This window comes from Agrobacterium radiobacter, from assembly GCF_040801995.1.
GTDB classification, from domain to species: Bacteria; Pseudomonadota; Alphaproteobacteria; order Rhizobiales; family Rhizobiaceae; genus Agrobacterium; species Agrobacterium radiobacter.
In genome coordinates this window covers 2,252,013-2,277,713 of the sequence record NZ_JBEGHX010000001.1, presented here as the reverse complement: position 1 = coordinate 2,277,713, position 25,701 = coordinate 2,252,013, and the positions used below count along the sequence as shown (strand labels likewise).

The following is a 25,701-nucleotide window of genomic DNA, read 5'->3' as shown; positions in this document are numbered from 1 at the left end:
GCTGCTTTATGGTTGAGCCTTTATTGTCGCCCTAACCCGTTTCCTGTCCGTTAACATTGCAATTTAATCATAAATAAACGGCTTTGAGGACCCTCCGCCCCGTCTTTTGCCCGCCATAACGCAAAAAGCCCCGGATGACCGGGGCTTCTGTGCAACGGTATTTCGCGAAGCGATTAGCGGCAACGTGCCGTGTAACGCTGACCGTACTGGTCGCGATAATAGCAATAGCCCGGCTCGGAAGCATTGCCGATCAAAGCACCGCCGACACCGCCGATCGCTGCGCCAACTGCCGCGCCGCGAACATTACCCGTGATGGCTCCACCAATAACAGCGCCGGAAACGGCACCGATCGAAGCGCCCTTTTCCGTCTGCGTGCAGCTTGCAAGCGACAGGCCGACGAGCGCAAATATGATTGCCTTTTTCATGAAACTCTCTCCAACGTTACAATGAGCTCTTCGGCTCGGTAGGCGTCCCATATTTATCTGCGGCGACTGCTACCTCCGACCGCCACAGATAACTAACAATTCGATGTCGTTTAGGGAAGCCTCATCTTCCAGGCATTCCTGCGAGCGTAAATCGATTGTGTGCCAGACAACGGCGCGGTGCGAAAAAGGTTCCAAATCTCGCGGTTTTTTGATGTGAATCAATTTTGTACTTTTCATCAGCGTCTATAAACGGTTTATTGGAATGGTTCAAAACAACGGCGAATTGACGCAGACGTGGTTAAAGCAGCTCGCAAGGGTTGACGGTCCCGGTGTCGAGGCAGAAAAACGATCTGGTCAATTCTGGAGCATGGCATGGACTTCGAGGCATTTTTCACAACGGAACTGCAAAGCCTGCATTCTGAGGGACGCTATCGCGTTTTTGCGGATATCGAACGCCAGCAGGGCAATTTTCCCCGCGCGACACGGTACAACGCCAATGGCGAACGCAAGGACGTAACCGTCTGGTGCTCCAACGACTATCTGGGCATGGGCCAGAACCCGAAAGTCATCGAAGCCATGAAAGCCGCTATCGATCACTGTGGCGCGGGTGCGGGAGGCACCCGGAATATTTCTGGTACCAACCATTATCACGTCCTGCTTGAACAGGAACTTGCCGACCTCCATGGCAAGGAATCGGCGCTGATCTTCACCTCGGGTTATGTGTCAAACTGGGCCACACTCGGCACGCTCGGCCAGAAAATTCCGGGCCTGATCATTTTCTCGGATGCGCTCAACCATGCATCGATGATCGAAGGCATCCGTTATGGCCGTTGCGAGCGGGTTATCTGGAAACACAACGATCTCGAAGATCTCGAAGCCAAGCTCAAGGCTGCCGATCCGAACGCGCCGAAGCTGATCGCTTTCGAATCCGTTTATTCCATGGATGGCGATATCGCGCCGATCAAGGAAATCTGCGATCTGGCCGACCGTTATGGCGCCATGACCTATCTCGATGAAGTTCATGCCGTCGGCATGTACGGCCCGCGCGGCGGCGGCATTGCCGAGCGCGAAGGTCTCATGGATCGCCTGACGATCATCGAAGGAACGCTCGGCAAGGCCTTCGGCGTTATGGGCGGTTATATCACCGGGTCCACGGCGGTCTGCGACTTCATCCGCTCCTTCGCCTCCGGCTTCATCTTCACGACGGCCCTGCCGCCGTCGCTTGCCGCCGGCGCAATCGCTTCGATCCAGCATCTGAAGGCAAGCCCCTTCGAGCGCGCCCGCCATCAGGACCGGGTGCGCAAGCTGCGCGGTCTTCTCGATGCACGCGGCATTCCGCATATGGACAATCCCAGCCACATCGTGCCTGTCATGGTGGGTGATGCTGCCAAGTGCAAATGGATTTCGGATATCCTGCTCGACAGTCACGGCGTCTATGTGCAGCCGATCAACTATCCGACCGTGCCGCGCAAGACCGAGCGCCTGCGCATTACCCCGACGCCGCTGCATAGCGATGCCGACATCGAGCATCTCGTCGGCGCGCTGCACCAGCTCTGGTCACATTGTGCACTGGCGCGTGCGGTGGCGTGAGGCCGCAGTTAAGATAAAAGAAGACCGGGCCGCGTTTACGCGGCCTTTTCTTTTGTGGCGATCAATTCACGGGCGTGACGACGGGCTTCCTCATCCGCTGCGAAGACGTCTTCGATGGTGTCGGCAGATCGGCCGTCATGCATGCGGTCCATGACCGTTTCGACGATCTCGGCCATATCCAGAAAACCGATGCCGCCCGCGACGAAGGCGTGAAAGGCGGTCTCTTCGGCGGCATTCAGGGCTGCGCCCTGCAAGCCGCCGCGCTCCAGCGCCGTGCGGGCCACACGGATCGCCGGGAAACGGGCTTCATCCGGCGCTTCGAAATCGAGCCGCGCCAGTTTTGCGAAATCCAGCCGCTCGACATTCAGATTGCCGCGTTGCGGATAGGTGAGGGCATAAGAAATAGCGGTGCGCATGTCGGGAGAGCCGAGTTGGGCGATATAGGAACCATCGGTATAACCCACCATCGAATGGATGATCGACTGCGGGTGGACGATCACCTCCACCTGATCGGGCCTGAGATCGAAGAGATATTTCGCCTCGATCATTTCCAGCCCCTTGTTGAACATCGAGGCGCTGCCGATGGAGACCTTCAGCCCCATCGACCAGTTGGGATGGGCGCGGGCGATATCCGCCGTGACATTGGCCATCTCGTCGCGCGACCAGGTGCGGAACGGCCCGCCGGAGGCCGTCAGCACGATGCGCTCCACGGCCTGTTTATGTTCGCCCGTCAGGCACTGGAAGATTGCGCTGTGCTCGCTGTCGACGGGGATCAGCCTGCCGCCGCCCTGCTTGACCGTGCGCAGAAAAACATCACCAGCCGAAACCAGGCATTCCTTGTTGGCGAGGGCTATATCTGCGCCGCGCCGCGCGGCTGTCAGCGTCGGCGCGAGACCGGGGGTTCCGGCAATCGCCGCCATCACCCAGCCGGCATCCATCGATGCCGCTTCTTCGAGGCCGGATTTGCCTGCCGCAACCTCTATGCCGGTGCCGGCAAGGGCCGATTTCAGCGCTTCGTATTTGTCATCTTCAGCCGTGACTGCCAGCCGCGCGCCGAATTCCCGCGCTTGTTCCGCAAGGAGAGCAATGTTGCCCGCGCCGGTCAACGCCGTGATCTCGAACGCGTCGCGGCCACCCAGCTGACGGACCACATCCAGCGTGCTGGTGCCGATCGAACCTGTCGAACCCAATATTGTCAGCTTGCGTGGCATTTCACTGGCATCCGTCATTTTCAGTCCGTCGGTCGTTTCCGGTTCGCACCTCTTGGTGCCTGTCATTCTCCCGAAATCGTTACGCACTTTCGGGCAACATGCATTAGCCTCTACTCGCGAAAACCAGCCATAACAAGGACAAAGCCCGGGCTATTGTTTTTGCGGAGGGCAAAGCCATATGCAAGAAAAACAATGAGAGGATATTGATGCGACGTTTCCTGGTTTCCAGCGGGTGGATTTTTGCGGCAAGCCTTGTGCTGGTCCTGGTCTTCATTCCTTTTGATCCGCGTCTTTCCGAAAGTGCGCAGGCCCTGCCGGGTGGGGTGGTTTCCTTTAACCGCGCGATTACCGATTTCGGAACCTTCAGCTGGATGCTCTATTCCACCGGCCTTCTGGCGATATTGGCCTATGTCGCGGCACGGGTTTTAACGGCGCAGACCTACAATGGACGGCTGAGGACGGCATGGCGGCTTCTGGCTTATTTCTTTCTGACGATCGGAACGGCGAGCATTCTCGTCCATACGCTGAAATTCCTGATCGGGCGGGCAAGGCCGGAGCTTCTCCTTGAAATGGGCGCCTATAGCCTCACTCCATTTACGGGCGACAATCTCTATGAAAGTTTTCCCTCCGGCCATTCGACAGCCGCCGGGGCGTTTTTCGGCGTTTTCGCCATGTTGATGCCGCGCTTCCGCTGGGCGTTTCTTTTGCTTGCCCTTGTCATCGGTGTTTCGCGTGTCATTGTCGGCGCACATTATCCAAGCGATGTCGCCGCCGGGCTGTTGCTCGGCATGTGGACGGCCATGGCCTTCGCCTTTATCTTTGCCCGGTCCGAAATGCTGTTCCGGTTTGACGCGCAGGGCTGGCCGCAGCCGAAAAATGCAAATCTTCCGGCGGCGGATACACGATAGAGACTTTCAGCGGGACATAGGGGGAAGGTGATGGAAGAGGCGACAAACGCTCCGGAAAATGACGGCAGGTCCGTTCAGCGTATCCGCACGTCCGTCGCCGTGGCCGGCGGCGGGCCGGCGGGCATGATGCTTGGCCTGCTGCTCGCGCGCAGCGGTATCGATGTCGTCGTTGTCGAGAAACACGGGGATTTTCTCCGCGATTTTCGTGGCGACACCATCCATCCCTCGACGCTTGAATTGATGGAGCAACTCGGTTTTGTCGATGAGTTCCTGAGCCTGCCGCATACGCGTGCGCCAAGGCTGAATGCGGTCATCGGCGGCGAGCGTGTCACGATAGCGGATTTTTCCCGTCTGCCGGTCCGTCACCGCTTCATCGCCTTTATGCCGCAATGGGATTTTCTCAATTTCATTGTCGGCAAGGCGGGGCAATACGAAAATTTCCGATTGCTGATGAATGCGCCGGTGACCGGCCTGATTGAGCGCGGCGGGCATGTTGGTGGTCTCACGGTCAGCACACCGGAAGGCATCATCGAGATCGAAGCCGATCTGGTGGTGGGAGCGGATGGCCGTAACTCCACCGTTCGCGAGGCGGCGGGGCTGGAGGTGCAGCGTTTCGGCATTCCGACCGAAGTACTGTGGTTGCGTCTTTCGAAACAGCCTGGTGATCCAACGGAAACCATGGGGCATGCCGGCTCGCGGCAGGGTTTCGTCATGATCAACCGGGGCGATTACTGGCAATGCGGTTACGTGGTGCGAAAGGGATTTTTCGCGGACATAAAGCTGCAGGGAATTGAAGCCTTCAGGGACAGGGTTGCGGAAATCTGCCCTTTCCCACGCGAAAGGCTGGATGAGCTCAAGAACTGGGACGACGTGCATCTCCTGACCGTCCGTATCGACCGGCTGAAGCGCTGGTGGAAACCGGGCCTGATCTGCATTGGTGACGCGGCTCATGCCATGTCGCCTGTCGGTGGCGTTGGCATTAATCTGGCCATTCAGGATGCGGTTGCGGCGGCGAATATATTGGTGCCGGTGCTCGTATCCGGTCGCGCCGTTACCGACGACGATCTTGCCGCAATTGAAAAGCGGCGATCCTTCCCGACCAAGGCCACGCAATTTCTGCAGCGGATGATGCGTATCGGCGGCAAGAAGGGCCGGGCCGATGCGGAAAAACCGAAAGGACCGCCAGCCTTTGTGCTGGCCATCATGCGGTTTCCGCTTCTTTCCCATCTCCCCGGCCGGCTGGTGGGGCTGGGTTTCCGCCGGGAAAAGATCGAGACGGTGTGACGCCGCTCAGGCAGTGCCGGCGGCTTCTTTCTCATATTTCAGCCCGATAACGGCGGAACCGATCAGCCCCGGCTCAATGCGGCAGATGGCGGGCACGACCAGAGGGCGATCGAAGCGTCTAAGAATGCGGCTCCTGACCACCTCGTCCAGAGCCGCGAGAAGCGCCTTCGAATTGGAAAGTCCACCGCCGACCGGCACGATGGTTGCGCCGGTAACGTTGATCACCATCGCCAGAGGCGAGGCGAGAATATCGATGAGGACATCGATGGTTCTCGCGGCCTTCGCATCGCCCGCCTGCCAGGCCGCAATAATGTCCTCGCTGGTCATCTCCTGCCGGTGAAGATGCGAATGCAGTTTTTCCATGCCACGGGCACTGCCGATTGCGTCGACGCAGCCGGAAAGGCCGCAACCGCATTCGAAACGCGGCAGTGAAACCGGCGGGTTTCCGGCCAATGTCGCGGCCACCGGCCCGTGTCCCCATTCGCCGGCGAAACCGCCGTCGCTGTTGATGAGCTTGCCGTCGATGACAAGGCCGCCGCCGACACCCGTTCCGAGGATGACGCCGAAGACCACGCGATGGCCTCGCCCGGAACCGATTTCCGATTCGGCGATCACGAAACAATCCGCATCGTTCGACACGATGACGGGAAGGTGCAGCGCCTTTTCCAGCTCGTCCTTCAATACCCTGCCGTGGATGCTCTGAATATTGGCGACAGTGGCCTTGCCGGTGTCGGCGTCGATGACGCCGGCAATCGACAGCGACACGCAGGCGGGTGTGCCGCCGCTATTATCGATGATGGATTTCAGGCCGGCGGCGAAGTCTTCAAAACTGGTCTTGGGCGTCGGGATGCGCGGCACGGGGCGAATATCGTCGGGAGCGTAGGCAATCGCGCCCTTGATGGTCGTTCCGCCTATATCGAAACAAACGATCATGATTCAGGCTCCGGAACGTGCGGCATCGTGGATTTTTTCTCCTGATATCCATGTCGAATGCATCTGAAGGTCGGGTGTCAGCATGACGAAATCCGCATCGAAACCGGGCAGGAGTTTACCTTTGCGGGAAGCGCCCACCGCCTCGGCGGGATAGGCCGAGGCCATTCTCAAGGCCTCTTCCAGCGGTGTGTCCAGCTTTTCATGCATGAAGCGGACGCAGGAGAGCATATCGATATCCGCCCCCGCCAGCGTGCCGTCTTCAAGCGTCAGCCGGCCGCCGTTGCGATAGACGCGCCTGCCATTCAGTTCAAAACCGTCATCGTCCGTGCCGATGGTGGACATGGCGTCGGTAACGAGGAAAATGCGGCCAGGACTATTCTTGGCGCGAAGCGCTATGCCGATCGCGGCGGGATCGACATGGAAACCGTCGGCGATCAGCCCGCAATCCAGCTTCCCGTTAGAAAGTGCCGCTCCCACCAGCCCCGGCTCGCGGTGGCCGAGCGGGCTCATGGCGTTGAAGAGATGTGTCACCATGGATGCACCGGCCTCGGCATAGGCCGTCGCCACGCTGAGGCCCGCATCGGTATGGCCGAGACTGACGACGATGCCGGCCTTGCGCAGCGCCGTAACCTGCTCCTCGGTTACGTTTTCCGGGGCGATGGTTGTCAGCACGAATGGAAGCTTCGCCTTGCAGCCGGTCAGAATCGCAAGATCGGCCGTTTCCATCTTTCGGATCAGCGCCGGATCATGGGTGCCCTTGCGTGCGACGGAAAGATGCGGCCCTTCGAAATGCAGGCCGAGAAAGCCGGGCACCCCAGCCTTGTGGGCGACGATGCCGGCTTCGGCGGCTCTGGAGGTAATGTCCGGCCGGTCGGTGATGAGAGTGACCATCAGCGCCGTGGTGCCGAATTGCGCATGGGCCGAGCAGATGCGGGCAATGCCTTCCACATCCGGCTCATTGTTGAACATCACGCCGCCGCCGCCATTGACCTGGAGGTCGATGAAGCCCGGCGCAATGAGCAGTCCTTCCGCATCGATAATGTCGGCGTCTGGGGGTACGGACATGCGGTCGGCTATGTCGCCAACACGGCCGTCACCGGTCATCAGCACCTTGCCATCGTGCCACCCGGCGCCATCGAAAATGCGGGCGCCGACAAATGCCTTGCTGCTCATTGGGTTTCCGTCACCTTCTTCAACGCCACGGGCGCATCCGGATTGAAGCCGCGTGCGCGCGACAATTGCTCGATGAAGCCGTAAAACGGTGCGATCAGCAACAGGGCGTCGGTCAGCGGGTGATTGGTTTCCACGAAGGGCAAGGGCTTGGCCGGGCTGCCTTTTGCGGAGGTGACGAAAACGCTTGCGCCCTTGCCGGCGAGACCGGCCGCTATGTCCGTCACGGAGGTTTCCGCGCGGTCACGCGCGGCAAAGGCGATGATGGGAAATTTCGGCGCGACCAGCGAAACGGGGCCGTGCATGACTTCCGCCGAAGAATAGGCCTCCGCGTGGAGTTCGCAGGTTTCCTTGCATTTCAGGGCGGCTTCCGCGGCAATGGCGAGAGCCGGACCGCGGCCTAGCATATAAAGCGATTCCTCGCCCTTGACTGCTTCGCCGATCTGGCTCCAGTCGAGCGCGATGGCCTTGGCGAAATTCTGCGGCAGGGCGCTGACGGCCTTGGCAAGCAGGCTGTCTTCCGTCCATTCGGCAAGGATCGCGAGGCCGGCGACGATGGAGTTGACGAAAGATTTGGTTGCCGCCACCGCTTTTTCAGGACCGGCCTGGATGTTGATGGCGTGATTTGCCGCTTCGCCGAGCGCGGAGGGCAGGGTGTTGACGAGCGAGAAGGTAAGCGCGCCACCCCTACGGGCGCTTTCCGCCAGAGCGACGATATCTGGGCTTTTACCGGATTGCGAGACGGCGAAGGCCGCCGCCCGGTCCAGCCGCAGTTTCGTCTGGTAGATCGAGGCGAGCGAGGGGCCGAGCGAAGCGACCGGCAGCCCGGTCTGCAATTCGATCGCATATTTCAGGAAATGCGCGGCGTGGTCGGAGGAACCGCGTGCAATGGTGACGATAACGGCCGGGTCACGGGCCCTCAGGTGAGCGCCGGCTTCCCGGAAGTCGGCGTTGGCATTGTCCAGCAGGCGGGCGACTGCATCGGGAATCTCATCGATTTCCTGGCGCATCAGGGTTGTCATCGTTTCATGTCCTTGATCAAGGTTTGTCACTCGGGACCCATCGTCAGTTCGGCGACGAGGTCATAGGCGTCACTGCGGTACAGTGCGCGGGATATTTCCATGAGGCGTCCGCTTTCCAGATAGGCCATTCGCTGAACGGAAAGGGCTGCCGAGCCTGGCGGAACCCCAAGCAGCAATGTTTCCTCATCCGTGAGATTGCGGGCGGAGATGCGCTGAATGGCGCGCACGGGGCGGATACCGCTTTTCTCGAGCTCCAGATAAAGCGAGTTTTCAACCAGTTGCGGGTCGGGCAGAATATCGCCCGGCAGGCTCGTGACTTCGAGTGCGATCGGCTGGTCGTTGGCGAGACGCAGACGTGTGAGCCGCGCCACCATGGCGGATTGGGAAAGGCCGAGCGCCATCATCTCGTCGCCAGTCGGGTGGAACAGGCCTCTGTCCAGCCAGCGTGTGCTCGCCGTCATCCCGCGCCGGCGCATGTCCTCGGTAAACGAGGTGAGCTTGGTCAGGGGCTGCTGCATGCGGGTGATGGGCTTGACGACAAAAGTGCCCGAACCGTGCCGGCGGACCAGAAGACCATCGCGGACGAGATCATCCACCGCCTTGCGCACTGTGACGCGACTGACGCAGGCGCTTTCGGCAATATCGCGCTCCGGCGGCAAGGCGTCGCCATGCTTCAGGCGGCCGCCATTGATGGCGTCTTCAATCGTCTGGCGCAGTTTCAGGTAAAGCGGGCCGCCGCCTGATTGCAGGTCATCCAGATTAAGCGCTGCCCCGTTCATCCATAACCTCTGTCACGATCCATGTGGTCGGCGATATGGCCGGCTCTGGCTATATCATATGCCGCGTAATCAGCAATACCAAAATAAAACCATTGTCGGATTTGTACGATTAATCGGTTATTTTTTCGATGTTTTGCCTGATAATAAGGCTATGTGCTTGATATTTTCGCATTAACCAAAAAAAATTTCCCGATAACGGAAATGCTCTGGACGATTGGCATTTTTTTGGTATTGTTTTGTGCGTTGGTGGCCGGCGGCGATCTGTTTCGCACCTGTCTCGACGAAAAAATCGGTTTCCAGCTGGCGGCAGCGTTAGTGAAATCGAATTTAACTTGACCGTCGTGAAAATTAATTTCATCGTGACGGAAAATTATCGCAGATAACTGGATGGCCAGCACAGAAATGGTCGCTTCTGCGAAAATGAATTACGAATGAACAGGGAACAAAGTTCATGAAGGTGGGAATTATCGGACTCGGATTCCGTCTCGGTTATCTGGGCTACGTTTTTCATGAGATCGACAGGGATTTCGAGATCGTCGGTTATGTCGATCCCGCGCCGGCGGGCCTGCCGGGCCTGCAGGAGAAGGGCATTTCGGCCGGCAAGGCTTACGATAGCCCCGAGGCGCTGATCGCGAACGAAAAATTCGATCTGCTGATGATCGGCTCGCCGAACCATATGCATCTTGAGCATATCCGCATCGGGCTTGAGGCCGGTTGCACCATCTTCTCCGAAAAACCCATCGTCGTCAGCATCGAGGAAAGCCTCGAACTCGCCCGGCTGCTCAACAAGCACGGCCACGAGCGGCTGCTCGTTGGTCTGGTCCTGCGTTACTCCCCGCTTTACCGCGATCTGCGCGCCGCGCAGGCCGAAGGCAGGCTGGGTGATGTCGTTTCCATCGAGGCCTCGGAGCATATCCCGCCCTATCACGGCGCATTCTTCATGCGCGACTGGCGGCGTTACGAGAATTATTCCGGTTCCTTCATGCTGGAAAAATGCTGCCACGACCTCGATCTCTATAATGGCGTGGTCGGCGCGCGGCCGCGTTTCGTATCGAGTTTCGGCGGGCGCAAGAGCTTCACGCCGGCGAACGCGCCGCAGAATGACGGCATCAACGACATGGAGGTTTACCATCGCAAGCCGAGCGGATGGATGGGTTCCGACAAGGTCTTCGACAGCGACGGTGATATCATCGACTACCAGACGGCGATCGTCGAATACGAGAACGGCGCATCACTTGCCTTCCATACCAATCTCAACGTTCCCGACGATTTCCGCCGCTTCTGCGTGATCGGCGCCAAGGGCATGGCCGAGGGTGATTTTGTTCGCGGCTTCCTGAGCGTGCACAATGCCCGGACCAATGAAAAGACCGTTGCCAAGACCTATTCGGCGGCGACCACGCTCTCGCAGCATTATGGTGCGGATGAGCAAATGGCGGAGGACGTCATCGCCCATATTGTCAAGGGTACGCCGCTGCCGGTTTCCGCACTCGATGCGATAGAGGCCGGAATTCTGGCGCTTGCCATGGATGAAGCGCGCCATGGCCGTAAAGTGATCGATCTCAAGCCGGTGTGGGAGGAGTATGATCTGGCGCTACACGGCCAGCCTAAATCCCCCGCCGTGAAATCGGCTTGAGGGGCGCGGCGATGGATGCGAAACGCAGCGCGGTCGTCTTCGCCTGGCTTCTTCTTCTGCCGGCGCTTTTATACATCACGGTTATCGTTGCTTATCCGCTCGTCGATACCTTCATCCTGTCCTTCACCGATGCGTCGCTTAGAAAAACGACGAACTGGGTGGGATTCATCAACTACGAGAAGATTTTCAACGCGACTTTTGCCGAGGTCATCACGCGGACCTTTATCTGGACGTTCTTTTCCGTCTCGATAAAGATGATCATCGGCACATTTGGTGCAGTCCTTCTGAATTCGGCCGTTCCTGGTCGGGCGCTGTTTCGCCTTTTGACCATGCCGCCATGGATCGTGCCTATGGCTATCGGCATCTTCATGTGGGGCTGGATGTATAACGGCCAGTTCGGCATGATTTCCGGTGTTCTCCAGAATCTTGGCCTGGTGGACGGTCCAGTCGCCTTCCTCGCCTATGGCAGCACGGCTTTCTGGGCGACCATCATCACCGACGTATGGATCGGCGTGCCGATGGTGACGCTTTATCTGCTGGCGGCAATTCAGGCCATTCCGCAGGATCTTTACGAGGCAGCCTGGACCGACGGCGCCAGCCGCACCTACCGCTTCCGCCGCATCACGTTGCCGCTGATGCTGCCGGCCATGATTACCATGTCGATGATCTCGCTGATTTCGACCTTCAATTCCTTCGACATCATCTGGATCCTGACACAGGGCGGACCGACGGGCCAGACGACGACCATGATCATCGACACCTACAAGACGGCAATCGGTTCCTACAAATACGGTGAGGGCGCAGCGCGTGCAGTGCTGATCTGCATCTTCCTGTCCATATTCACCTACTTCTACTTCCGCATCACCAGCCGTATCTCGCAGGAGACCAGCCGATGACCGACAAAAATGCGATGATCAACCGTTACAGATGGTATGAGATTGTCGGGATTTATTGCGGCATCGCCGTATTCCTGACCTTCGTGCTGGCGCCTTTTGTCGAAGGGTTTCTGGTTTCGCTGAAACCGCTCAGCCTGCTTTTTTCGTCACCGTATAAGTTTTGGCCGGAAAACGGCTCCTTCGAAGCTTATCGGACCATGTGGGTCAGCGTTCCCGGCTTTGCCCGCTACGTCTTCAACTCCTTCTTCATCTCGACGATATCGACGATCATCGTTCTGCTTCTGGTGGTGCCGGCGTCCTATGCTTTCGCGCGGTTCCAGTTTCGCGGTCGCGGGCAATTGCTCGGCGCGTTTCTGGCGATCAACATGTTCTCCGGTGCGGTGCTTTTGATCCCGCTTTACCGGCTGATGCGCAATATGGGCGTGCTGAACACCTATCTGGCGATGATCATTCCCGGTGCCGCCTTTTTGATCCCCACCGCCATCTGGCTTTTGCGGACCTACATGCTGCGTATCCCGCGTGAACTGGAGGAGGCGGCCTATGTGGATGGCGCGAGCTATTTCTATACCTTCCGCCGGGTGATCCTGCCGCTTGCGATGCCTGGTATCGCGGTTGTGTCCATCACCACCTTCATCGGCGCTTATGCCCAGCAGTTCATCTTCGCTCTCACCTTCAATTCCAAGACCGAATATATGCCGCTGCCCATCGGCCTGTTCGCCTATTTCGGTCGTCAGGAAGTCGTCTGGAATGAGTTGATGGCGGCCAGTTTCGTCGGCATTGCGCCGGCCATGGTCGTCATCTTCTTCATGCAACGCTATCTCGTCAGCGGGCTTACCGCCGGCGCGGTGAAATAATCAACAATAGGAACGACCACCAGAAAACGGGAGACTAATTATGGCACTGAAACATTACGGATTGGCGCTTTGCGCTTTCGCATTTGCCGGTTCCACTGCCCTTGGCACGGTGGCGGCACACGCCGCCGACAAGGAGATCAGCTGGATCTATTGCGGCGACAAGATGGACCCCATCCATGAAAAATACATCAAGGAATGGGAAGGCAAGAATGCCGGATACAAGGTCGTTCCGGAAGTCGTTGGCTGGGCTCAGTGCCAGGACAAGGCAACCACGCTCGCTGCCGCCGGTACCCCGGTCGCCATGGCCTATGTCGGTTCGCGCACGCTGAAGCAGTTCGCTCAGAACGACCTCATCGTTCCGGTGCCGATGACGGAAGACGAAAAGAAGACCTATTACCCTAATATCGTCGACACGGTCACCTTCGAGGATACACAGTGGGGCGTGCCGGTCGCTTTCTCGACCAAGGCGCTCTACTGGAACAAGGACCTGTTCAAGCAGGCCGGTCTCGATCCGGAAGTGCCGCCGAAGACCTGGGCTGAAGAGATCGCCTTTGCGAAGCAGATCAAGGAAAAGACCGGCGTTGCCGGTTACGGCCTGCCCGCCAAGACCTTCGACAATACCATGCACCAGTTCATGCACTGGGTTTACACCAACAACGGCAAGGTCATCGATGGCGACAAGATCACCGTCGACAGCCCGCAGGTTCTCGCAGCGCTTAAGGCCTACAAGGATATCACGCCTTATTCCGTCGAAGGTCCGACGGCCTATGAGCAGAACGAAATCCGCGCCATCTTCCTCGATGGCAAGGTCGGCATGATCCAGGCAGGATCGGGTGCCGCAACCCGTCTGCAGGAAACCAAGATCAACTGGGGTATCGCAACCCTGCCGCTCGGCCCTGAAGCCAAGGGCCCCGGCACGCTGCTCATCACCGACAGCCTCGCGATCTTCAAGGGAACCGGTGTCGAAGAAAAGGCGACCGAATTCGCCAAATTCATCACCTCGCCCGGCCCGCAGGGTGAATACGAACTGCAGGGCGGCGCTGGCCTCACCCCGCTTCGTCCGTCGCCGAAGGTTGATGAATTCATCGCCAAGGACCCCTTCTGGAAGCCGCTCATCGACGGTATCGCCTATGGCGGTCCCGAGCCGCTTTTCACTGACTACAAGGGCTTCCAGGACACGATGATCGAGATGGTGCAGTCTGTCGTTACCGGCAAGGCAACACCGGAAGATGCCGCAAAGAAGGCCTCTGCAGCTCTCGAGCAGTACAAGTAATCCACATTGATACGGTTGCGGGCGCAGGTCGCCCGCAACCCCATAATCCGCCGCGAGAATGCCTGCCGTTATGACGGAAGGGTCGTCTCGTGTTTTTCAACGGTTCCGGTTCGACGCGATTTTCCCCGTGTTGCGGAACGTCTCTGAACGCAGCCTGATGTCGGCTGGTGACGGGAGAGGCAAGTTTTGGGTCAGCTTTATCTCAACAACGTCCGCAAGAACTATGGACATTTCGAAGTCATCAAGGGCGTTCAGCTCGACATCAGGGATGGCGAGTTCGTCGTTTTTGTCGGCCCCTCGGGATGTGGCAAGTCCACATTGCTGCGCATGATCGCCGGCCTTGAGGATATTTCCGCTGGCGATATCGTCATCAACGGCGTGAAGGTCAATGACTTGCCGCCGGTGAAACGCGGCATCGCCATGGTCTTCCAGTCCTATGCGCTCTACCCGCATATGACGGTTTTCGAAAACATCGCTTTTCCCCTCCGCGTCGAAAAAATGGAAGAGGCCAAGATCAAGGAAAAGGTTGAGGGCGTCGCCAAGATCCTGCAACTTGACCAGCGCCTGCAGCAGCGTCCCGGCATGTTGTCCGGCGGCCAGCGTCAGCGCGTGGCGATCGGCCGCGCCATCGTTCGCGAGCCGAAGATATTCCTGTTCGACGAGCCGCTTTCCAACCTTGATGCGGCACTTCGCGCCGACATGCGCATCGAACTCACCAATCTTCACCGGACGCTGCAGGCGACGATGATCTATGTGACGCACGACCAGGTGGAAGCCATGACCATGGCTGACCGCATCGTGGTGCTGAATGGTGGTGAAATCGCCCAGGTTGGCGCGCCGCTCGAGCTTTACCACAAGCCGGCGAACGTGTTTGTCGCAGGTTTCATCGGCAATCCGAAAATGAACTTCCTCAAGGTCACCTGCAAATCCGTCAGCGCCGAAGGTGTGACGGTGGAATATGAGGGCCAGACGATCACCGTGCCGGTGGAGCCGCGCGCCGGTCTTGAAGGCACGCAGCTGACGCTCGGCATTCGCCCGGAACATACCGGTCTCGAAACGGCCGACCTGAATATCAAGGTCGCGCCCAGCGTTATCGAGCGGCTGGGTGTAAATACGATCGCTTATGGCGTCGCGCCCACGGGTGAAAATTATTGCGCGCTTCTTTCCGGTTCCGCGCCGGTTGTTGTCGACGAACTCATCGTCACCGGCATTAAGGCGTCGGACTGCCATCTGTTCGATGAAAGCGGCACAGCGCTGGAACGGCGCGTCGATCTCTCCGTCCTCAAGCTGATACAATAAAGGGCAGGAACCGGGCCATGAAATCTGTCTCCCCATGCCCGGTTTTCTCTGACGAGATCCATTTTCGTCGGTTTTCTTCTTCGTCTTCCAGACGAAAAAATAACGCCGGGCTTTCGGCCCGGCGTTCGAAACTGTCTGCCAAGTCCGTTGGATCAGGGCATAGGATTGGGCATGTAGCCGGTGAAACCGCTGATCTTCCAGCGGCCTTGATGCAGCCGGCAATAATAGAGCGTCTGCCATTTCATGACGTCGAAGCTGCCATCGGCCTTGCGAAGCCCGCCGTCGAACTTCTTGCGGACCAGCGCGGTCTCGCCTTCCACTTCGATTTCTTCCAGCGTGGTGGTCGTGAAGATCGCATCGCGCGGATTCTCTGCGAATTGCTGGGTTTGAAAATCCTGCGCCTGCCGCAGCCATTCGTCGCGATAGGCGGTAAGCGAGGGGAAGGACAGGCGCCAGTTGTCCGGGTTCGCATCGCGGTTGGCGTTGATGCCGAGAAAGCCGTCCTCAACGAAATCATCCGCGACCTTCGACCAGTCGGCAGCGAGGAATGCGTCGATGTCCCGCGTTACCAGCATCTCCCAGATAGAATGGCGGGCGACGTCCGTTGCGGGAAAGGGGTTTTTGAAGGGGTCACGCATGGTTTGGGTCCGTTTTTGAAATTATTTTCAAGATTTGGAGTTTTCTCTGGTGAAGATTGTTGGCATATGCTCATCTATCAATCAACAGAGAAAATAATTTTCAAATCAGAGGTGTCCGTCGTGTCGTCAATGGGACGAAACAGGATCGATTCAGGGGGCTATGCGGTTGACGGGCGCGCTTTATTAGGGTGCATCGGTAACGGAGCCAAGGCTTAAGTTTTGGCGGAACGGAGACCGGTGAACATGGATATTTTCGCAAGGATACAGGAAGACAGGGGGCAGTTCTCGCAATCGGAACGGCGGATCGCCGATATTCTGGTTTCGGACTTCGAATTCGCCGTCAATGCCTCGATCATCGAGCTTGCGGCCCGCGCCGAAGTATCTCCGCCGACGGTGACGCGGTTCTGCCGGCGTCTCGGCTGCCAGAGCTTTTCGGATTTCAAGGTCAGCCTCGCCAAGACGGCCTATGTGGGTATCCGATATCTTACCTCCGAGCCCTCCAGCACCGGCCCTTCCGATGTCGCGGAGGAGGTGCTTGCCAAGGCGCAGGAAGCGCTTTTCCTGCTGCACAGGACGCTCGATCCCGCTCTGGCCGATGAGGCCGCGATCAGGATCGCCAATAGCGGCATGATCTACGCCTTCGGCGCGGGCGGCAATTCCTCGATGATAGCTTCGGAAATCCAGAACCGGCTGTTCCGCCTGGGTCTGCGCGTTTCGACCAGCGCCGATCACAGCATGCAGCTGATGATGACCGCCGCTGCGCGCAAGGAAGACGTCATCATCGGTTCGTCCTTTTCCGGCCGAAACATGGAACTGGTGAAATGTTTCAGGCTGGCGCGGGAAATGGGGGTCACCACCATTGCGCTCACCCAGAGCGACACGCCTGTTGCCGCGGCTGCGGATATGGTGGTGGCCGTTAATGTACCCGAGGGAAACAATATCTTCCGCCCCACCTCATCGCGCTACGCCTATCTGGCCGCCGTCGATGTTCTGGCGACGCTTGCTGCCTATCACCAACGGCAGCGGTCGATGGTGACGTTGCGTCATATCAAGCAGCAGCTCGTGGAACATCGTGACCCGGATGACAAGCAATTGCTCGGTGATTGAGGGCGGTATGCCGAAAAACACAGGCTGCTTTGCCGGAGACCTCGCTTTGTGGCGGGTCGTAAAGCTTCAAGGGAGTTGTAGGAGATGAAGGACAGGAAAGACCAGCTCGCCGTCGTTACCGGCGCGGCAGGTGATATTGGTCGGGCAATTGCTGCGGCGCTCGCTGAAAGCCATGCAAAGGTAGTGTTGGTCGATATCGATCCCGACGCTCTTTCGGGCGCGCTATCCCTGCTTTCCGGTCCCCGCTTCGTTGCGAAAACCTGCGATGTCACCGATCCGCAGGACCTTGAGAGGCTGGCCGCCGAGGTTGCGGAACTGGGTGATGTCGCGACCCTCGTCAACAATGCGGGTGCCGCAAGGGCGGTCAGCCTGCATGACACGACCGCCGACATATGGCGCAAGGACAATATCCTCAATCTGGAAGCCCCGTTTCTCTGCTTCAGGGCTTTCGAGGAGGCGTTGAAGCGTACCCAGGGGTCGGTGGTCAACATCACCTCCGTCAACGGCATGGCGGTATTCGGCCACCCTGCCTATAGCGCGGCAAAGGCCGGGCTGATCCATCTGACCAAGCTGATCGCCGTCGAATACGGAAAATTCGGCATCCGCTCCAACGCCGTTGCGCCGGGCACCGTGCGCACGCAGGCATGGGAGGCGCGGGCCGCCGTCAATCCTCAGGTCTTCGAGGAGGCGAAGCACTGGTATCCGCTGCAGCGGATCGTGCGACCTGAAGATGTGGCCAATGCGGTTGCTTTCTTGGCCGGCCCGCAGGCCGCCGCCATCAGCGGCGTGTGCTTGCCGGTTGATTGTGGTCTCACGGCGGGGCAGGCACCGCTTGCCCGGACTTTCTCGCAATCCGAACACTACTGATTAAAACCGTCTCACCGGTTCCAATGCGCAATAAAGGGGAGCATCATGGCGCTCGCACAATATCGTCTTGAAAATTCTTGGCATCCGCTCGCAGAGTCCGCATCCGGCGGCTTTACCTTCACTCTCGTCAATCTTTCCGGCGCACCGCTGAAGGATTTCCGTATCGTTTACACGTCGCTGACGCGGACGGTGGACAAGCCGGTGTGCGGCAATGCCGTTTACCTGCGCCGCAACGCCAATTTCCATGAATTAGCACCGCCGGCGGGCTTCGTGCTGGAGCCCGGCAAATCCTGGCGCTTCACCGTCGATGGCCTGCTGCGGCCCGCAAGGCATCGCACGGATGGCGCGAAATCCGCCTATGTCAGCCTTGCCGACGGAACGCATCGCGCTGTCGATGTCGGTGACCTGATGCTGGATGGGCGTCACAGCGAGCCGGCACCGGTGCTGCTTCCTGAAGGCAAGCTCGACCTGCCCTTTTCCATCCAGCCCTGGCCTGCCGAAATCGATGCGGAACCGGGCGAAGGCTTCCCCGTCGCGCTCTTCCCCACGGAAGATGCAGGCGCGGAAGAGGTGCTTGCGGTGGAAACCGTGCTTTCGTTGTTCCGCAGGCTTTTTGCCGTCGGGCACGTGCCCTTCAGCCTCGCGCCGGTTCATGAGGGAAAACCGCTTCGTTTCAAGCAGCATAGCGGTCTGGAAGCCGAAGGCTATCGCATCACCTTTTCGAAAGACGCGGTCGTTGTGGAATATTCGGCCGCTGCCGGTCTGCAATATGGCTTGACGGTTCTGGCGCAGCTGCTGCATGGCGCGCGCATCGATCCCAAGTTCCGTTTCCCTGTTGCCGGCACCATCAGCGATGCGCCGCGTTATAGCTGGCGCGGCTGCCATCTGGATGTCTCGCGGCAATTCTATCCGACTGATGATGTCGTGCGGCTGATCGATGTTCTCGCATGGCTGCGCATGAACCGGTTCCACTGGCACCTGACGGATGATGAGGCGTGGCGTCTTGAAATCAAGGCCTATCCGCTGCTGACCACAGTCGGCGCGACACGCGGTCCGGATGCGCCACTTCCGCCGCAGCTCGGTAACGGGGCCGAACCGGTGTCCGGCTATTACACGCAGGATGAGGTGCGCATGGTCGTTGCGCATGCGGCCGCGTTGAATGTCGAAATCGTGCCGGAAGTCGATATTCCCGGCCACAGCACGGCGGCTCTTGTCGCCTATCCGGAACTGACGGATGGGCAGGAGGCACCGGACAGCTATCGCTCTGTGCAGGGATATCCGAACAACGCGCTCAACCCGGCCATCGAGCCGACCTATGAATTCCTCGGTAAGATATTCGACGAGATGGTTGAGCTCTTTCCGTCGCGGCTGATCCATATCGGCGGCGACGAGGTTGCGGATGGGTCCTGGCTCGCCTCGCCGCTTGCCAAGGCGCTGATGGAAAAGGAGGGGCTGGATGGCACCTTCGGCATCCAGTCCTATTTCATGAAACGTATTCAGGGGATGTTGCACGAGCGCGGCCGCCAGCTTGCCGGCTGGGATGAGGTTTCCCATGGCGGCGGCGTCGATCCGGCCGGAACGTTGCTGATGGCATGGCAGAAGCCGGAAGTCGGACTTGAGCTTGCGCGCCAGGGCTACGATGTGGTGATGACGCCGGGTCAGGCCTATTATCTGGACATGGTGCAGGATGAAGCCTGGCAGGAGCCGGGCGCAAGCTGGGCCGGCACCGTTCCGCCTTCGCATACCTATGCCTATGAAGCCGTCGGCGAATTTCCCGAGGAGTTGAAGGAGCGGATGAAGGGCGTTCAGGCCTGCATCTGGTCAGAACACTTCCTCAACCGTGCCTATTTCAACCATCTGGTTTTCCCGAGGCTGCCGGCCATTGCCGAGGCGGCGTGGACACCAAAAGCGCAGAAGGACTGGTTGCGTTTTTCCGCCATCGTCCCCTTGAGCCCGGTTTATTGAGGGGAAACAGACATGCGTATTGCCGTTGGTGGAATTCATACCGAATGCAGCACCTATTCGCCGGTGCTGATGGGGCAGGAAGATTTTCGTGTCTTTCGCGGCGTCGAACTGCTGGAGGCCGAGTATTTCAATTTCCTCGGTGAGGGCAGGGTGGACGTACTGCCGCTTCTGCATGCGCGGGCGGTGCCGGGCGGCCCTGTGTCGCGCGCGACCTATGACGCGTTCAAGCGGGAATTCCTCGAGCGCCTGAAGGCCGCGCTGCCGCTCGACGGGCTTTATCTCGCCATGCATGGAGCGATGAATGTCGAGGGTATGGAGGATGCGGAAGGTGACTGGATTTCCAGCGCCCGCGCCGTGGTGGGACCGGATGTGATCGTTTCCGCGAGCTATGATCTGCATGGCAATGTCAGCCAGACGATCATCGATCAGCTCGACATATTTGCCGGCTACCGAACGGCGCCGCATATCGATGTGCGCGAGACGATGGTACGGGCTTGGGCGATGCTGCTGAAGGCGCTGAAGACGGGAGAAAGACCCGGCGTGGCATGGGCAAAAATCCCCGTTCTGCTGCCGGGTGAAAAGACCTCGACGGAGGATGAGCCTGCCAAAAGCCTTTATGCGGTTCTGCCGGATCATGATGTGCGGCCCGGCATTTGGGATGCGAATTTCATGATCGGCTACGTCTGGGCGGACGAACCCCGTGCAACGGCCTGCGCCGTGGTGACGGGAACGGACAAAGCGGCTGCACAGGCGGTCGCGAGCGAGATCGCGCAATCCTACTGGAATGCCCGGCAGGACTTTCGTTTCGGCCCCGTGACCGAGCCGCTTGAGGCCATTGTGGATATTGCCGAAAACACCGCAACGCGACCGATCATCCTGGCCGACTCGGGAGACAATCCGACCGGTGGTGGGGTTGGCGATCGCGCCGATGTTCTGGCCGCACTGATTGCGCGCAACTGGCAGGGTGCGTTGCTGGGCGGCATCACCGACAGGCCGGCGGTCGAAGCCTGTTTTGCGGCCGGCGAAGGTGCAACACTTTCCCTGAAGATTGGCGGCAGTCTCGATCCGCAAAGCCCATCGGTCACTGTCGAAGCCGAGGTCCTGAAATTGGACGATTCTGGTGCTGCGGACCAGCGGCAGGCGGTGGTCGCCATCGGTGGCATCACGGTCATTCTGGCGGCGCGGCGCAGGCCTTATCACATGATTTCCGATTTCACCCGTCTCGGCTTCGATCCAAAGGGCGTGCGGCTGCTGGTCGTCAAGTCAGGTTATCTTTCGCCGGAGCTTGCACCGATCGCCAATCCCAACCTCATGGCGCTGACGGAAGGGGTTATCAATCAGGATATCGAAAACCTTCCCAATCGCCGCCGGGATGGCGATTTCTACCCATGGAAGCCGCATTTCGACTATACCCCCAAACCCATCCTTTCGGCCCGCTGGCGATGACAGCGGTCCGGTAGCTTTTACCCAGCGATCCGGCGGTGCCGGATCATCTCAGGCGAATCTCCATGCCGTCGGCTCTTTCCATCGTCATCAACAATCCGTCGATCCGCATCGGGGCGCTCGCCATCCTGTTTTTCGGGTTTTCGAATGCGGCGACCGCCCCCTATCAGGCGGTCATCGGCATTCGCGAAATCGGGCTGAGCAACAGCGTCTATTCGCTGTTGATGCTGTTTGCCGCTGTCATCAATGTCAGCGCCAGCGTGTTGATGGGCATCGTCGCCGACAGGCTGGGCGAATATCGCAAGCCAATGCTCTATATCGCGCTCTTCGGCGTCAGCGGTTATCTGCTGGTTTATCTGGCCGGTAACGCCACGGCATTTGTCGCCGCGAAGCTGGTGCTTCTGCCGATTTTCGGAGCGATGAATTCGTTGATCTTCGCGCATGTGCGTGCGGATGCGCGCAACCTTTCGACAGGTGAAATGATCGCGGTGAACTCGATCATGCGGGCAACCATCTCGCTCTCCTGGGTGCTGGTGCCTGGTATTGTCGGTGTTTTTCTGGTGAATTCCGGCAATATGCTGATGGCTTTCCTGTTTTCGGGCATCTGCGCGCTTGTCTGTTTTCTGCTCGTCGCCTTCTGCCTGCCGCGGGCCGCCACGCCGGCATCGGCAAATACCGAAGCGCGGTTCGGCCTGCGCGCCTCGCTTGCGGAAATCGGGTCACGGCGGGTGCTGCTCCGGATCATCGCCATCGCGCTCATCTGCTCGATGCTGCATCTCAACGATTCCGTGCGCTCGCTTATCATAACCGGACAGGCCAAGGGCACGGTGGCGGATATCGGTATTGTTGCGGGTATCGTCGCTGCGCTGGAAATCGTCTTCATTCTCCTCTGGGGCTGGATCGAGAAGAAGGTTCCGCAAACACTGACACTTGCGGCGGGAGCGGGACTTTATGCCATCTATCTCATCCTGCAGGGGCTTGCTTCCGCGCCGTGGCATATCTACGCGCAGACGGTTATCAGTGCGCTGGGTGCCGCCGCGATCATCAGCATTCCCATTACCTACCTGCAGGAACTGATCGCTGATCGGCCGGGGCTCGGAAGCTCGCTGATTGCCGTCAATATCTTTCTCGGTGCTGGTCTGGGTGCGCTGATTTTTGCCGTTGGAACCCTGGTCTCCAGCTATTCGGGAACTTCCATATTGGGAGCAATCGTGGGGCTCGGCGGCGTTTATATGCTTTACGCGCTTGATGGAAAGGGCCGCCGCAGGTAACGGCCACCCAAATGAAAGAGGTTACGATGATTCTCGAGATTTGTGTGGACGATGTCGCCGGTCTGGAAGCGGCGGTCAGCGGCGGGGCCGATCGCATCGAGCTCTGTGCGGCGCTGTCGGGCGGCGGTGTGACGCCATCGGCGGGTTTCATGCAACGCGCGGCGTCCTGTGGGCTGCCGGTGAGCGTCATGATCAGGCCGCGCGCCGGTGATTTCGTGTTCACACGCGACGAAGCGGATGTCATGAAACGCGACATCGATGCGGCGCGTGCTGCAGGCCTTTCCGGCGTGGTGCTCGGCGCGTCGCGTGGCGATGGTTCGCTCGATATTGGCTTGCTTGAAGAGCTGCGCAATCATGCCGACGGGCTGGATGTGACGCTGCATCGGGCTTTCGATGTCGTGCCTGACATGGAAGAGGCGCTGGAAGCCGCCATCGCGTTGGGATTTCCAAGAATTCTCACTTCCGGTGGCGCGCGTTCGGCGCTTGAGGGGATGGAGGCTCTGGCGCACCTGTCCGAGATGGCGACAGGCCGGATCATCATCATGCCCGGCGCCGGCGTGCGTCCGCAGAGCGTTCAGACATTGCTGGATCGCTTTCCGATCACGGAAATCCACGCATCCTGTTCCGCCGTTCCATCCTTTGATCTGGAAAGCAGGGTGGCGAAGCTCGGTTTCACCGGCGCAGGGCGCAAGGTTACAGATGAGGCGGCGGTTCGCGAGTTGAAGACGATCCTCACCGCTCATCATAAAGGCGGCGCAGCGCTCTAGCCGTTCCGGCCGCGCCGTCGAGGTCGAGCGTGATCGTGCCGGGTGCTGGCAAGGCCAGTGCTGCCTTGATGGCATCGGCCATCGGTTGCGCCGAAATATCCTTCTCCTCCAGCACATGCGCCAGCCCCAGCCGCGCCAGTCGTTCGGCACGGGCGCTCTGTTCGGTTTCGCCCCCGGCTGCGAACGGGATGAGAAGCGAGCGGCATCTGGCCTGAAGAATATCGCAGACGGTATTATAACCGGCCTGTGAAACCGAAAGCCGTGCCCCGGCGAGCAAACTTGCGAAATCCTTACGGAAACGGAAGACGGACACATTCTCGGCCGCCTGCGCCGAGATCGCATCGAAATCCGCTTGCGGCATGTTTGGACCGGTTACGAGGCACCAGTTCTTGATGCCACCAAGCAGAGGGGCGGCCTCGATAGCAGCCCGTATGAGTGTTGCCCCTACGGCGCCGCCGCCTGCGGAAACCACGATGTCGAATTTCTCCTCCGGTTCCGGCGGCGGAAGGGGGGCGACGAGCCCGGTATAGACGATGCGCTGGCTGATTTCACCGGCGAGGGGAAAGGTGTCTTCCAGCCGGGCGAAATCCGGATCGCCATGGACGAGCACCGCATCGAAATGTTTCTTCACCAGCGACACGGTCTCTTCGTCCCGTCCCGGTTTGGTTTTTTCCTGAAGAATATCGCGCAGCGACGCCATGACGAGCGGGCGCGGTTCGCTGTCCTCAATCTCGTCCAGCAGCGGCAGCAATTCAAAACGCACCTGCCTGCGACCGAAAGGGAAAGCCTCGATGATAACGATATCGGGTTTGGCGCCGTGATAGGCCCCGATCAGCATATCGGTTCTAAGCCTCTTGAAGTCGTCATCCACCGGTTTGCCGGAACTGTCGACCAGGCCGGCAAAGTTGCCGTCGCTAACGGCGATGGGCGGCAATTCGACATGGCGGATGCCCTCGCCCGGAAAGCCCGGGACCGGAGTGCCGCCCGTCACCAGAACCACATCAAAACCGTCCGCCTGAAGGGCTTTGGCAATGCGGCTGGCGCGGGCGATATGGCCGATACCGAGAAGGTGCTGGACGTAAAAGAAGACGCAGGGGCGTTTTTCCGTATCGGTCATGGCGTTTTTTCCCACTCGGTCTCGAACAGGGCCGTCAGTTCGGCAATGCTGGTGCGATGGTCGAAGGCGGTGCGCACACGGTTTTCGGCTGCACTGCCAAGACGCTGGCGCAATTGCGGATCGGTGATGGCCATGCGTAGCGCCTCTGCGAAGGCGGCCGGATTTTCCGGTTCCGTCAATAGGCCGTTTTCACCACTGACGAAGAACTCCGGAATGCCTGATATGTTGGTGGAGATGCAGGTCAAAGCCTGGCTCGCAGCCTCGACCAGCACATTGGGAAGGCCGTCGCGGTCGCCATCGCTGGTGATGCGGCAGGCAAGGGCGAAGAGGTCTGCTTCCCGGTAGTTTTCCAATACCTGTTTCTGGTCCATCGCCCCGGTCCAGACGATCCTGTCGGCAATGCAGAGTTCGTCGGCAAGTTTCTTCAGTGCGGCCAGTTCATCGCCGCCGCCGATATGGGTGAAACGCCAATGGATATTCTGGGGAAGCGAGGCGAGCGCGCGCAGCAGAATATCGATGCCCTTTTTCTTGACGGCTCGGCCGACGCTTAAAATCCTGACAGGATCATCGGCGTCCGATCCGTCCCTTACCGGACGCGGTGTCTCGAAATGCGGGAAGCGGGTGAGATCGAGGCCATGATAGCTCAGATGCACATTCTTCTTGGCCCCGGAAAGGGTCTGCAGATGCTGAAAACCGCCGGCGGTGCAGGTCACGGCCCAGCGGGCGCTTTGCAGCTTGGCGGCAAGGTCGCGGTCGTTCGAGGTCCAGATGTCCTTCGCGTGCGCCGAGATCGTCCAGGGCGTGCCTGTCATCAGATGGGTATAGGCGGCGACCGAGGCGGGCGTGTGGATGAAGTGAACGTGCAGCCATTCGGCATCGTCCGGCCATTCATGCGCGAGCACCGCGGCCTGCCCGAAACGGCGGAAGCGGTTGCGGCTGAGATCATGCGGCAGGTCGCTGAAAAAGCGGCGAAGCGCTTTGGTGAAGCCCGGCTTTTTGCGGCAGGCCCATAGCGCCCTCAGAACGCGCAGCGGTTCCTCGTGCAGATACTCCGGCAAATAGGTAACGGGCGCGCGGATTTCATCGTGAACGGGATGGCGCTTCTTGTCCGTGGGCCGGCGCATCGACATGAGTTCGAGCTTCAGGCCGGCCTTTTCCAGCCCGAGAAGCTCCTGAGCGATGAATGTCTCGGACAGGCGCGGATAGCCCTTGAGGAGCACCACGATTTTTTTTGTATCGGTCACGTTGC

At 59.3% G+C, this 25,701-nt stretch carries 24 protein-coding genes; 15 read left to right on the top strand and 9 right to left on the bottom strand.

Going from position 1 to position 25,701, the window contains the following annotated elements:
- Positions 1-173: 173 nt before the first annotated feature.
- On the bottom strand, positions 174-425 hold the full coding sequence (locus tag MRBLRC7O_RS11330; protein WP_003504940.1) for a YMGG-like glycine zipper-containing protein: 252 nt from the start codon (positions 423-425) through the stop codon (positions 174-176).
- A 372-nt stretch (positions 426-797) separates the two neighbouring features.
- On the opposite strand from MRBLRC7O_RS11330, the gene hemA reads away from it, so the two are divergent.
- Positions 798-2,015, top strand: coding sequence for a 5-aminolevulinate synthase (gene hemA, locus MRBLRC7O_RS11325; protein WP_003504938.1), 1,218 nt, complete (start codon positions 798-800; stop codon positions 2,013-2,015).
- A 35-nt stretch (positions 2,016-2,050) separates the two neighbouring features.
- Here the strand turns inward: hemA and dxr are convergent, their stop codons facing one another.
- Complete coding sequence (gene dxr / locus MRBLRC7O_RS11320; protein WP_080866636.1) at positions 2,051-3,244, bottom strand: 1-deoxy-D-xylulose-5-phosphate reductoisomerase; 1,194 nt, start codon at positions 3,242-3,244, stop codon at positions 2,051-2,053.
- Positions 3,245-3,432: 188 nt separating this feature from the next.
- Here dxr and MRBLRC7O_RS11315 point away from each other — a divergent pair, with 188 nt between their 5' ends.
- Both MRBLRC7O_RS11315 and MRBLRC7O_RS11310 read left to right on the top strand, forming a co-directional pair.
- Entirely contained in the window at positions 3,433-4,134 is a 702-nt protein-coding gene (locus MRBLRC7O_RS11315) for a phosphatase PAP2 family protein (RefSeq protein WP_020812884.1), read from the top strand.
- 30 nt (positions 4,135-4,164) lie between these two features.
- Positions 4,165-5,418, top strand: coding sequence for an FAD-dependent oxidoreductase (locus MRBLRC7O_RS11310; RefSeq protein WP_080866461.1), 1,254 nt, complete (start codon positions 4,165-4,167; stop codon positions 5,416-5,418).
- A gap of 6 nt (positions 5,419-5,424) precedes the next feature.
- Here the strand turns inward: MRBLRC7O_RS11310 and MRBLRC7O_RS11305 are convergent, their stop codons facing one another.
- The 4 genes from MRBLRC7O_RS11305 to MRBLRC7O_RS11290 are packed head-to-tail and all read right to left on the bottom strand — an operon-like array spanning position 5,425 to position 9,322.
- Positions 5,425-6,351 carry an ROK family protein gene (locus MRBLRC7O_RS11305; protein ID WP_003504929.1) on the bottom strand — a complete coding sequence of 309 codons (927 nt, stop codon included), beginning with the start codon at positions 6,349-6,351 and terminating at the stop codon, positions 5,425-5,427.
- A 3-nt stretch (positions 6,352-6,354) separates the two neighbouring features.
- Positions 6,355-7,524, bottom strand: coding sequence for an N-acetylglucosamine-6-phosphate deacetylase (gene nagA, locus MRBLRC7O_RS11300; protein ID WP_080866460.1), 1,170 nt, complete (start codon positions 7,522-7,524; stop codon positions 6,355-6,357).
- On the bottom strand, positions 7,521-8,543 hold the full coding sequence (locus MRBLRC7O_RS11295; protein WP_080866459.1) for an SIS domain-containing protein: 1,023 nt from the start codon (positions 8,541-8,543) through the stop codon (positions 7,521-7,523). The genes nagA and MRBLRC7O_RS11295 overlap by 4 nt, the downstream gene beginning before the upstream one ends.
- Positions 8,544-8,569: 26 nt before the next feature.
- Positions 8,570-9,322 (bottom strand): GntR family transcriptional regulator, encoded by a 753-nt coding sequence (locus MRBLRC7O_RS11290; protein ID WP_003504923.1) that lies wholly within the window; start codon positions 9,320-9,322, stop codon positions 8,570-8,572.
- A gap of 153 nt (positions 9,323-9,475) precedes the next feature.
- Here MRBLRC7O_RS11290 and MRBLRC7O_RS11285 point away from each other — a divergent pair, with 153 nt between their 5' ends.
- The 6 genes from MRBLRC7O_RS11285 to MRBLRC7O_RS11260 all read left to right on the top strand — a co-directional run bounded on the left by MRBLRC7O_RS11285 (position 9,476) and on the right by MRBLRC7O_RS11260 (position 15,277).
- A complete protein-coding gene (locus MRBLRC7O_RS11285) occupies positions 9,476-9,658 on the top strand; it encodes a hypothetical protein (RefSeq protein WP_035212808.1) in 183 nt (60 codons plus the stop codon).
- A gap of 115 nt (positions 9,659-9,773) precedes the next feature.
- Positions 9,774-10,955 carry a Gfo/Idh/MocA family protein gene (locus tag MRBLRC7O_RS11280; RefSeq protein WP_080866458.1) on the top strand — a complete coding sequence of 394 codons (1,182 nt, stop codon included), beginning with the start codon at positions 9,774-9,776 and terminating at the stop codon, positions 10,953-10,955.
- Between the two features lie 11 nt (positions 10,956-10,966).
- Complete coding sequence (locus tag MRBLRC7O_RS11275; RefSeq protein WP_020812890.1) at positions 10,967-11,851, top strand: carbohydrate ABC transporter permease; 885 nt, start codon at positions 10,967-10,969, stop codon at positions 11,849-11,851.
- The gene (locus MRBLRC7O_RS11270; RefSeq protein ID WP_003516772.1) at positions 11,848-12,705 is read left to right on the top strand and encodes a carbohydrate ABC transporter permease; all 858 of its coding nucleotides are present in this window, start codon (positions 11,848-11,850) and stop codon (positions 12,703-12,705) included. The genes MRBLRC7O_RS11275 and MRBLRC7O_RS11270 overlap by 4 nt, the downstream gene beginning before the upstream one ends.
- A 40-nt stretch (positions 12,706-12,745) precedes the next feature.
- Entirely contained in the window at positions 12,746-13,978 is a 1,233-nt protein-coding gene (locus MRBLRC7O_RS11265) for an ABC transporter substrate-binding protein (protein WP_003504912.1), read from the top strand.
- Positions 13,979-14,164: 186 nt separating this feature from the next.
- Positions 14,165-15,277 carry an ABC transporter ATP-binding protein gene (locus MRBLRC7O_RS11260; RefSeq protein WP_003504910.1) on the top strand — a complete coding sequence of 371 codons (1,113 nt, stop codon included), beginning with the start codon at positions 14,165-14,167 and terminating at the stop codon, positions 15,275-15,277.
- Positions 15,278-15,429: 152 nt separating this feature from the next.
- Here MRBLRC7O_RS11260 and MRBLRC7O_RS11255 read toward each other — a convergent pair whose 3' ends face one another.
- Positions 15,430-15,915 carry a hypothetical protein gene (locus MRBLRC7O_RS11255; RefSeq protein ID WP_003504908.1) on the bottom strand — a complete coding sequence of 162 codons (486 nt, stop codon included), beginning with the start codon at positions 15,913-15,915 and terminating at the stop codon, positions 15,430-15,432.
- 243 nt (positions 15,916-16,158) lie between these two features.
- Here MRBLRC7O_RS11255 and MRBLRC7O_RS11250 point away from each other — a divergent pair, with 243 nt between their 5' ends.
- From MRBLRC7O_RS11250 to MRBLRC7O_RS11225, 6 genes are all read left to right on the top strand, one after another.
- The gene (locus MRBLRC7O_RS11250; RefSeq protein ID WP_003504906.1) at positions 16,159-17,022 is read left to right on the top strand and encodes a MurR/RpiR family transcriptional regulator; all 864 of its coding nucleotides are present in this window, start codon (positions 16,159-16,161) and stop codon (positions 17,020-17,022) included.
- A gap of 84 nt (positions 17,023-17,106) precedes the next feature.
- Positions 17,107-17,889, top strand: a complete 783-nt coding sequence (locus tag MRBLRC7O_RS11245) for an SDR family oxidoreductase (RefSeq protein ID WP_003504903.1) — start codon at positions 17,107-17,109, stop codon at positions 17,887-17,889.
- A 45-nt stretch (positions 17,890-17,934) separates the two neighbouring features.
- Positions 17,935-19,854, top strand: a complete 1,920-nt coding sequence (locus tag MRBLRC7O_RS11240) for a beta-N-acetylhexosaminidase (protein ID WP_080866457.1) — start codon at positions 17,935-17,937, stop codon at positions 19,852-19,854.
- Between the two features lie 12 nt (positions 19,855-19,866).
- A complete protein-coding gene (locus MRBLRC7O_RS11235; protein ID WP_080866456.1) occupies positions 19,867-21,300 on the top strand; it encodes a M81 family metallopeptidase in 1,434 nt (477 codons plus the stop codon).
- Positions 21,301-21,362: 62 nt separating this feature from the next.
- On the top strand, positions 21,363-22,568 hold the full coding sequence (locus MRBLRC7O_RS11230) for an MFS transporter (RefSeq protein ID WP_020808536.1): 1,206 nt from the start codon (positions 21,363-21,365) through the stop codon (positions 22,566-22,568).
- A 26-nt stretch (positions 22,569-22,594) separates the two neighbouring features.
- Positions 22,595-23,335 carry a copper homeostasis protein CutC gene (locus MRBLRC7O_RS11225; protein ID WP_080866635.1) on the top strand — a complete coding sequence of 247 codons (741 nt, stop codon included), beginning with the start codon at positions 22,595-22,597 and terminating at the stop codon, positions 23,333-23,335.
- Here MRBLRC7O_RS11225 and MRBLRC7O_RS11220 read toward each other — a convergent pair.
- Together MRBLRC7O_RS11220 and MRBLRC7O_RS11215 are read right to left on the bottom strand one after the other, a co-directional pair.
- Positions 23,301-24,452 carry a glycosyltransferase family protein gene (locus tag MRBLRC7O_RS11220; RefSeq protein ID WP_080866455.1) on the bottom strand — a complete coding sequence of 384 codons (1,152 nt, stop codon included), beginning with the start codon at positions 24,450-24,452 and terminating at the stop codon, positions 23,301-23,303. The genes MRBLRC7O_RS11225 and MRBLRC7O_RS11220 overlap by 35 nt on opposite strands.
- Positions 24,449-25,696 (bottom strand): glycosyltransferase, encoded by a 1,248-nt coding sequence (locus tag MRBLRC7O_RS11215; protein ID WP_161974142.1) that lies wholly within the window; start codon positions 25,694-25,696, stop codon positions 24,449-24,451. The genes MRBLRC7O_RS11220 and MRBLRC7O_RS11215 overlap by 4 nt, the downstream gene beginning before the upstream one ends.
- Between the last annotated feature and the right edge of the window lie 5 nt (positions 25,697-25,701).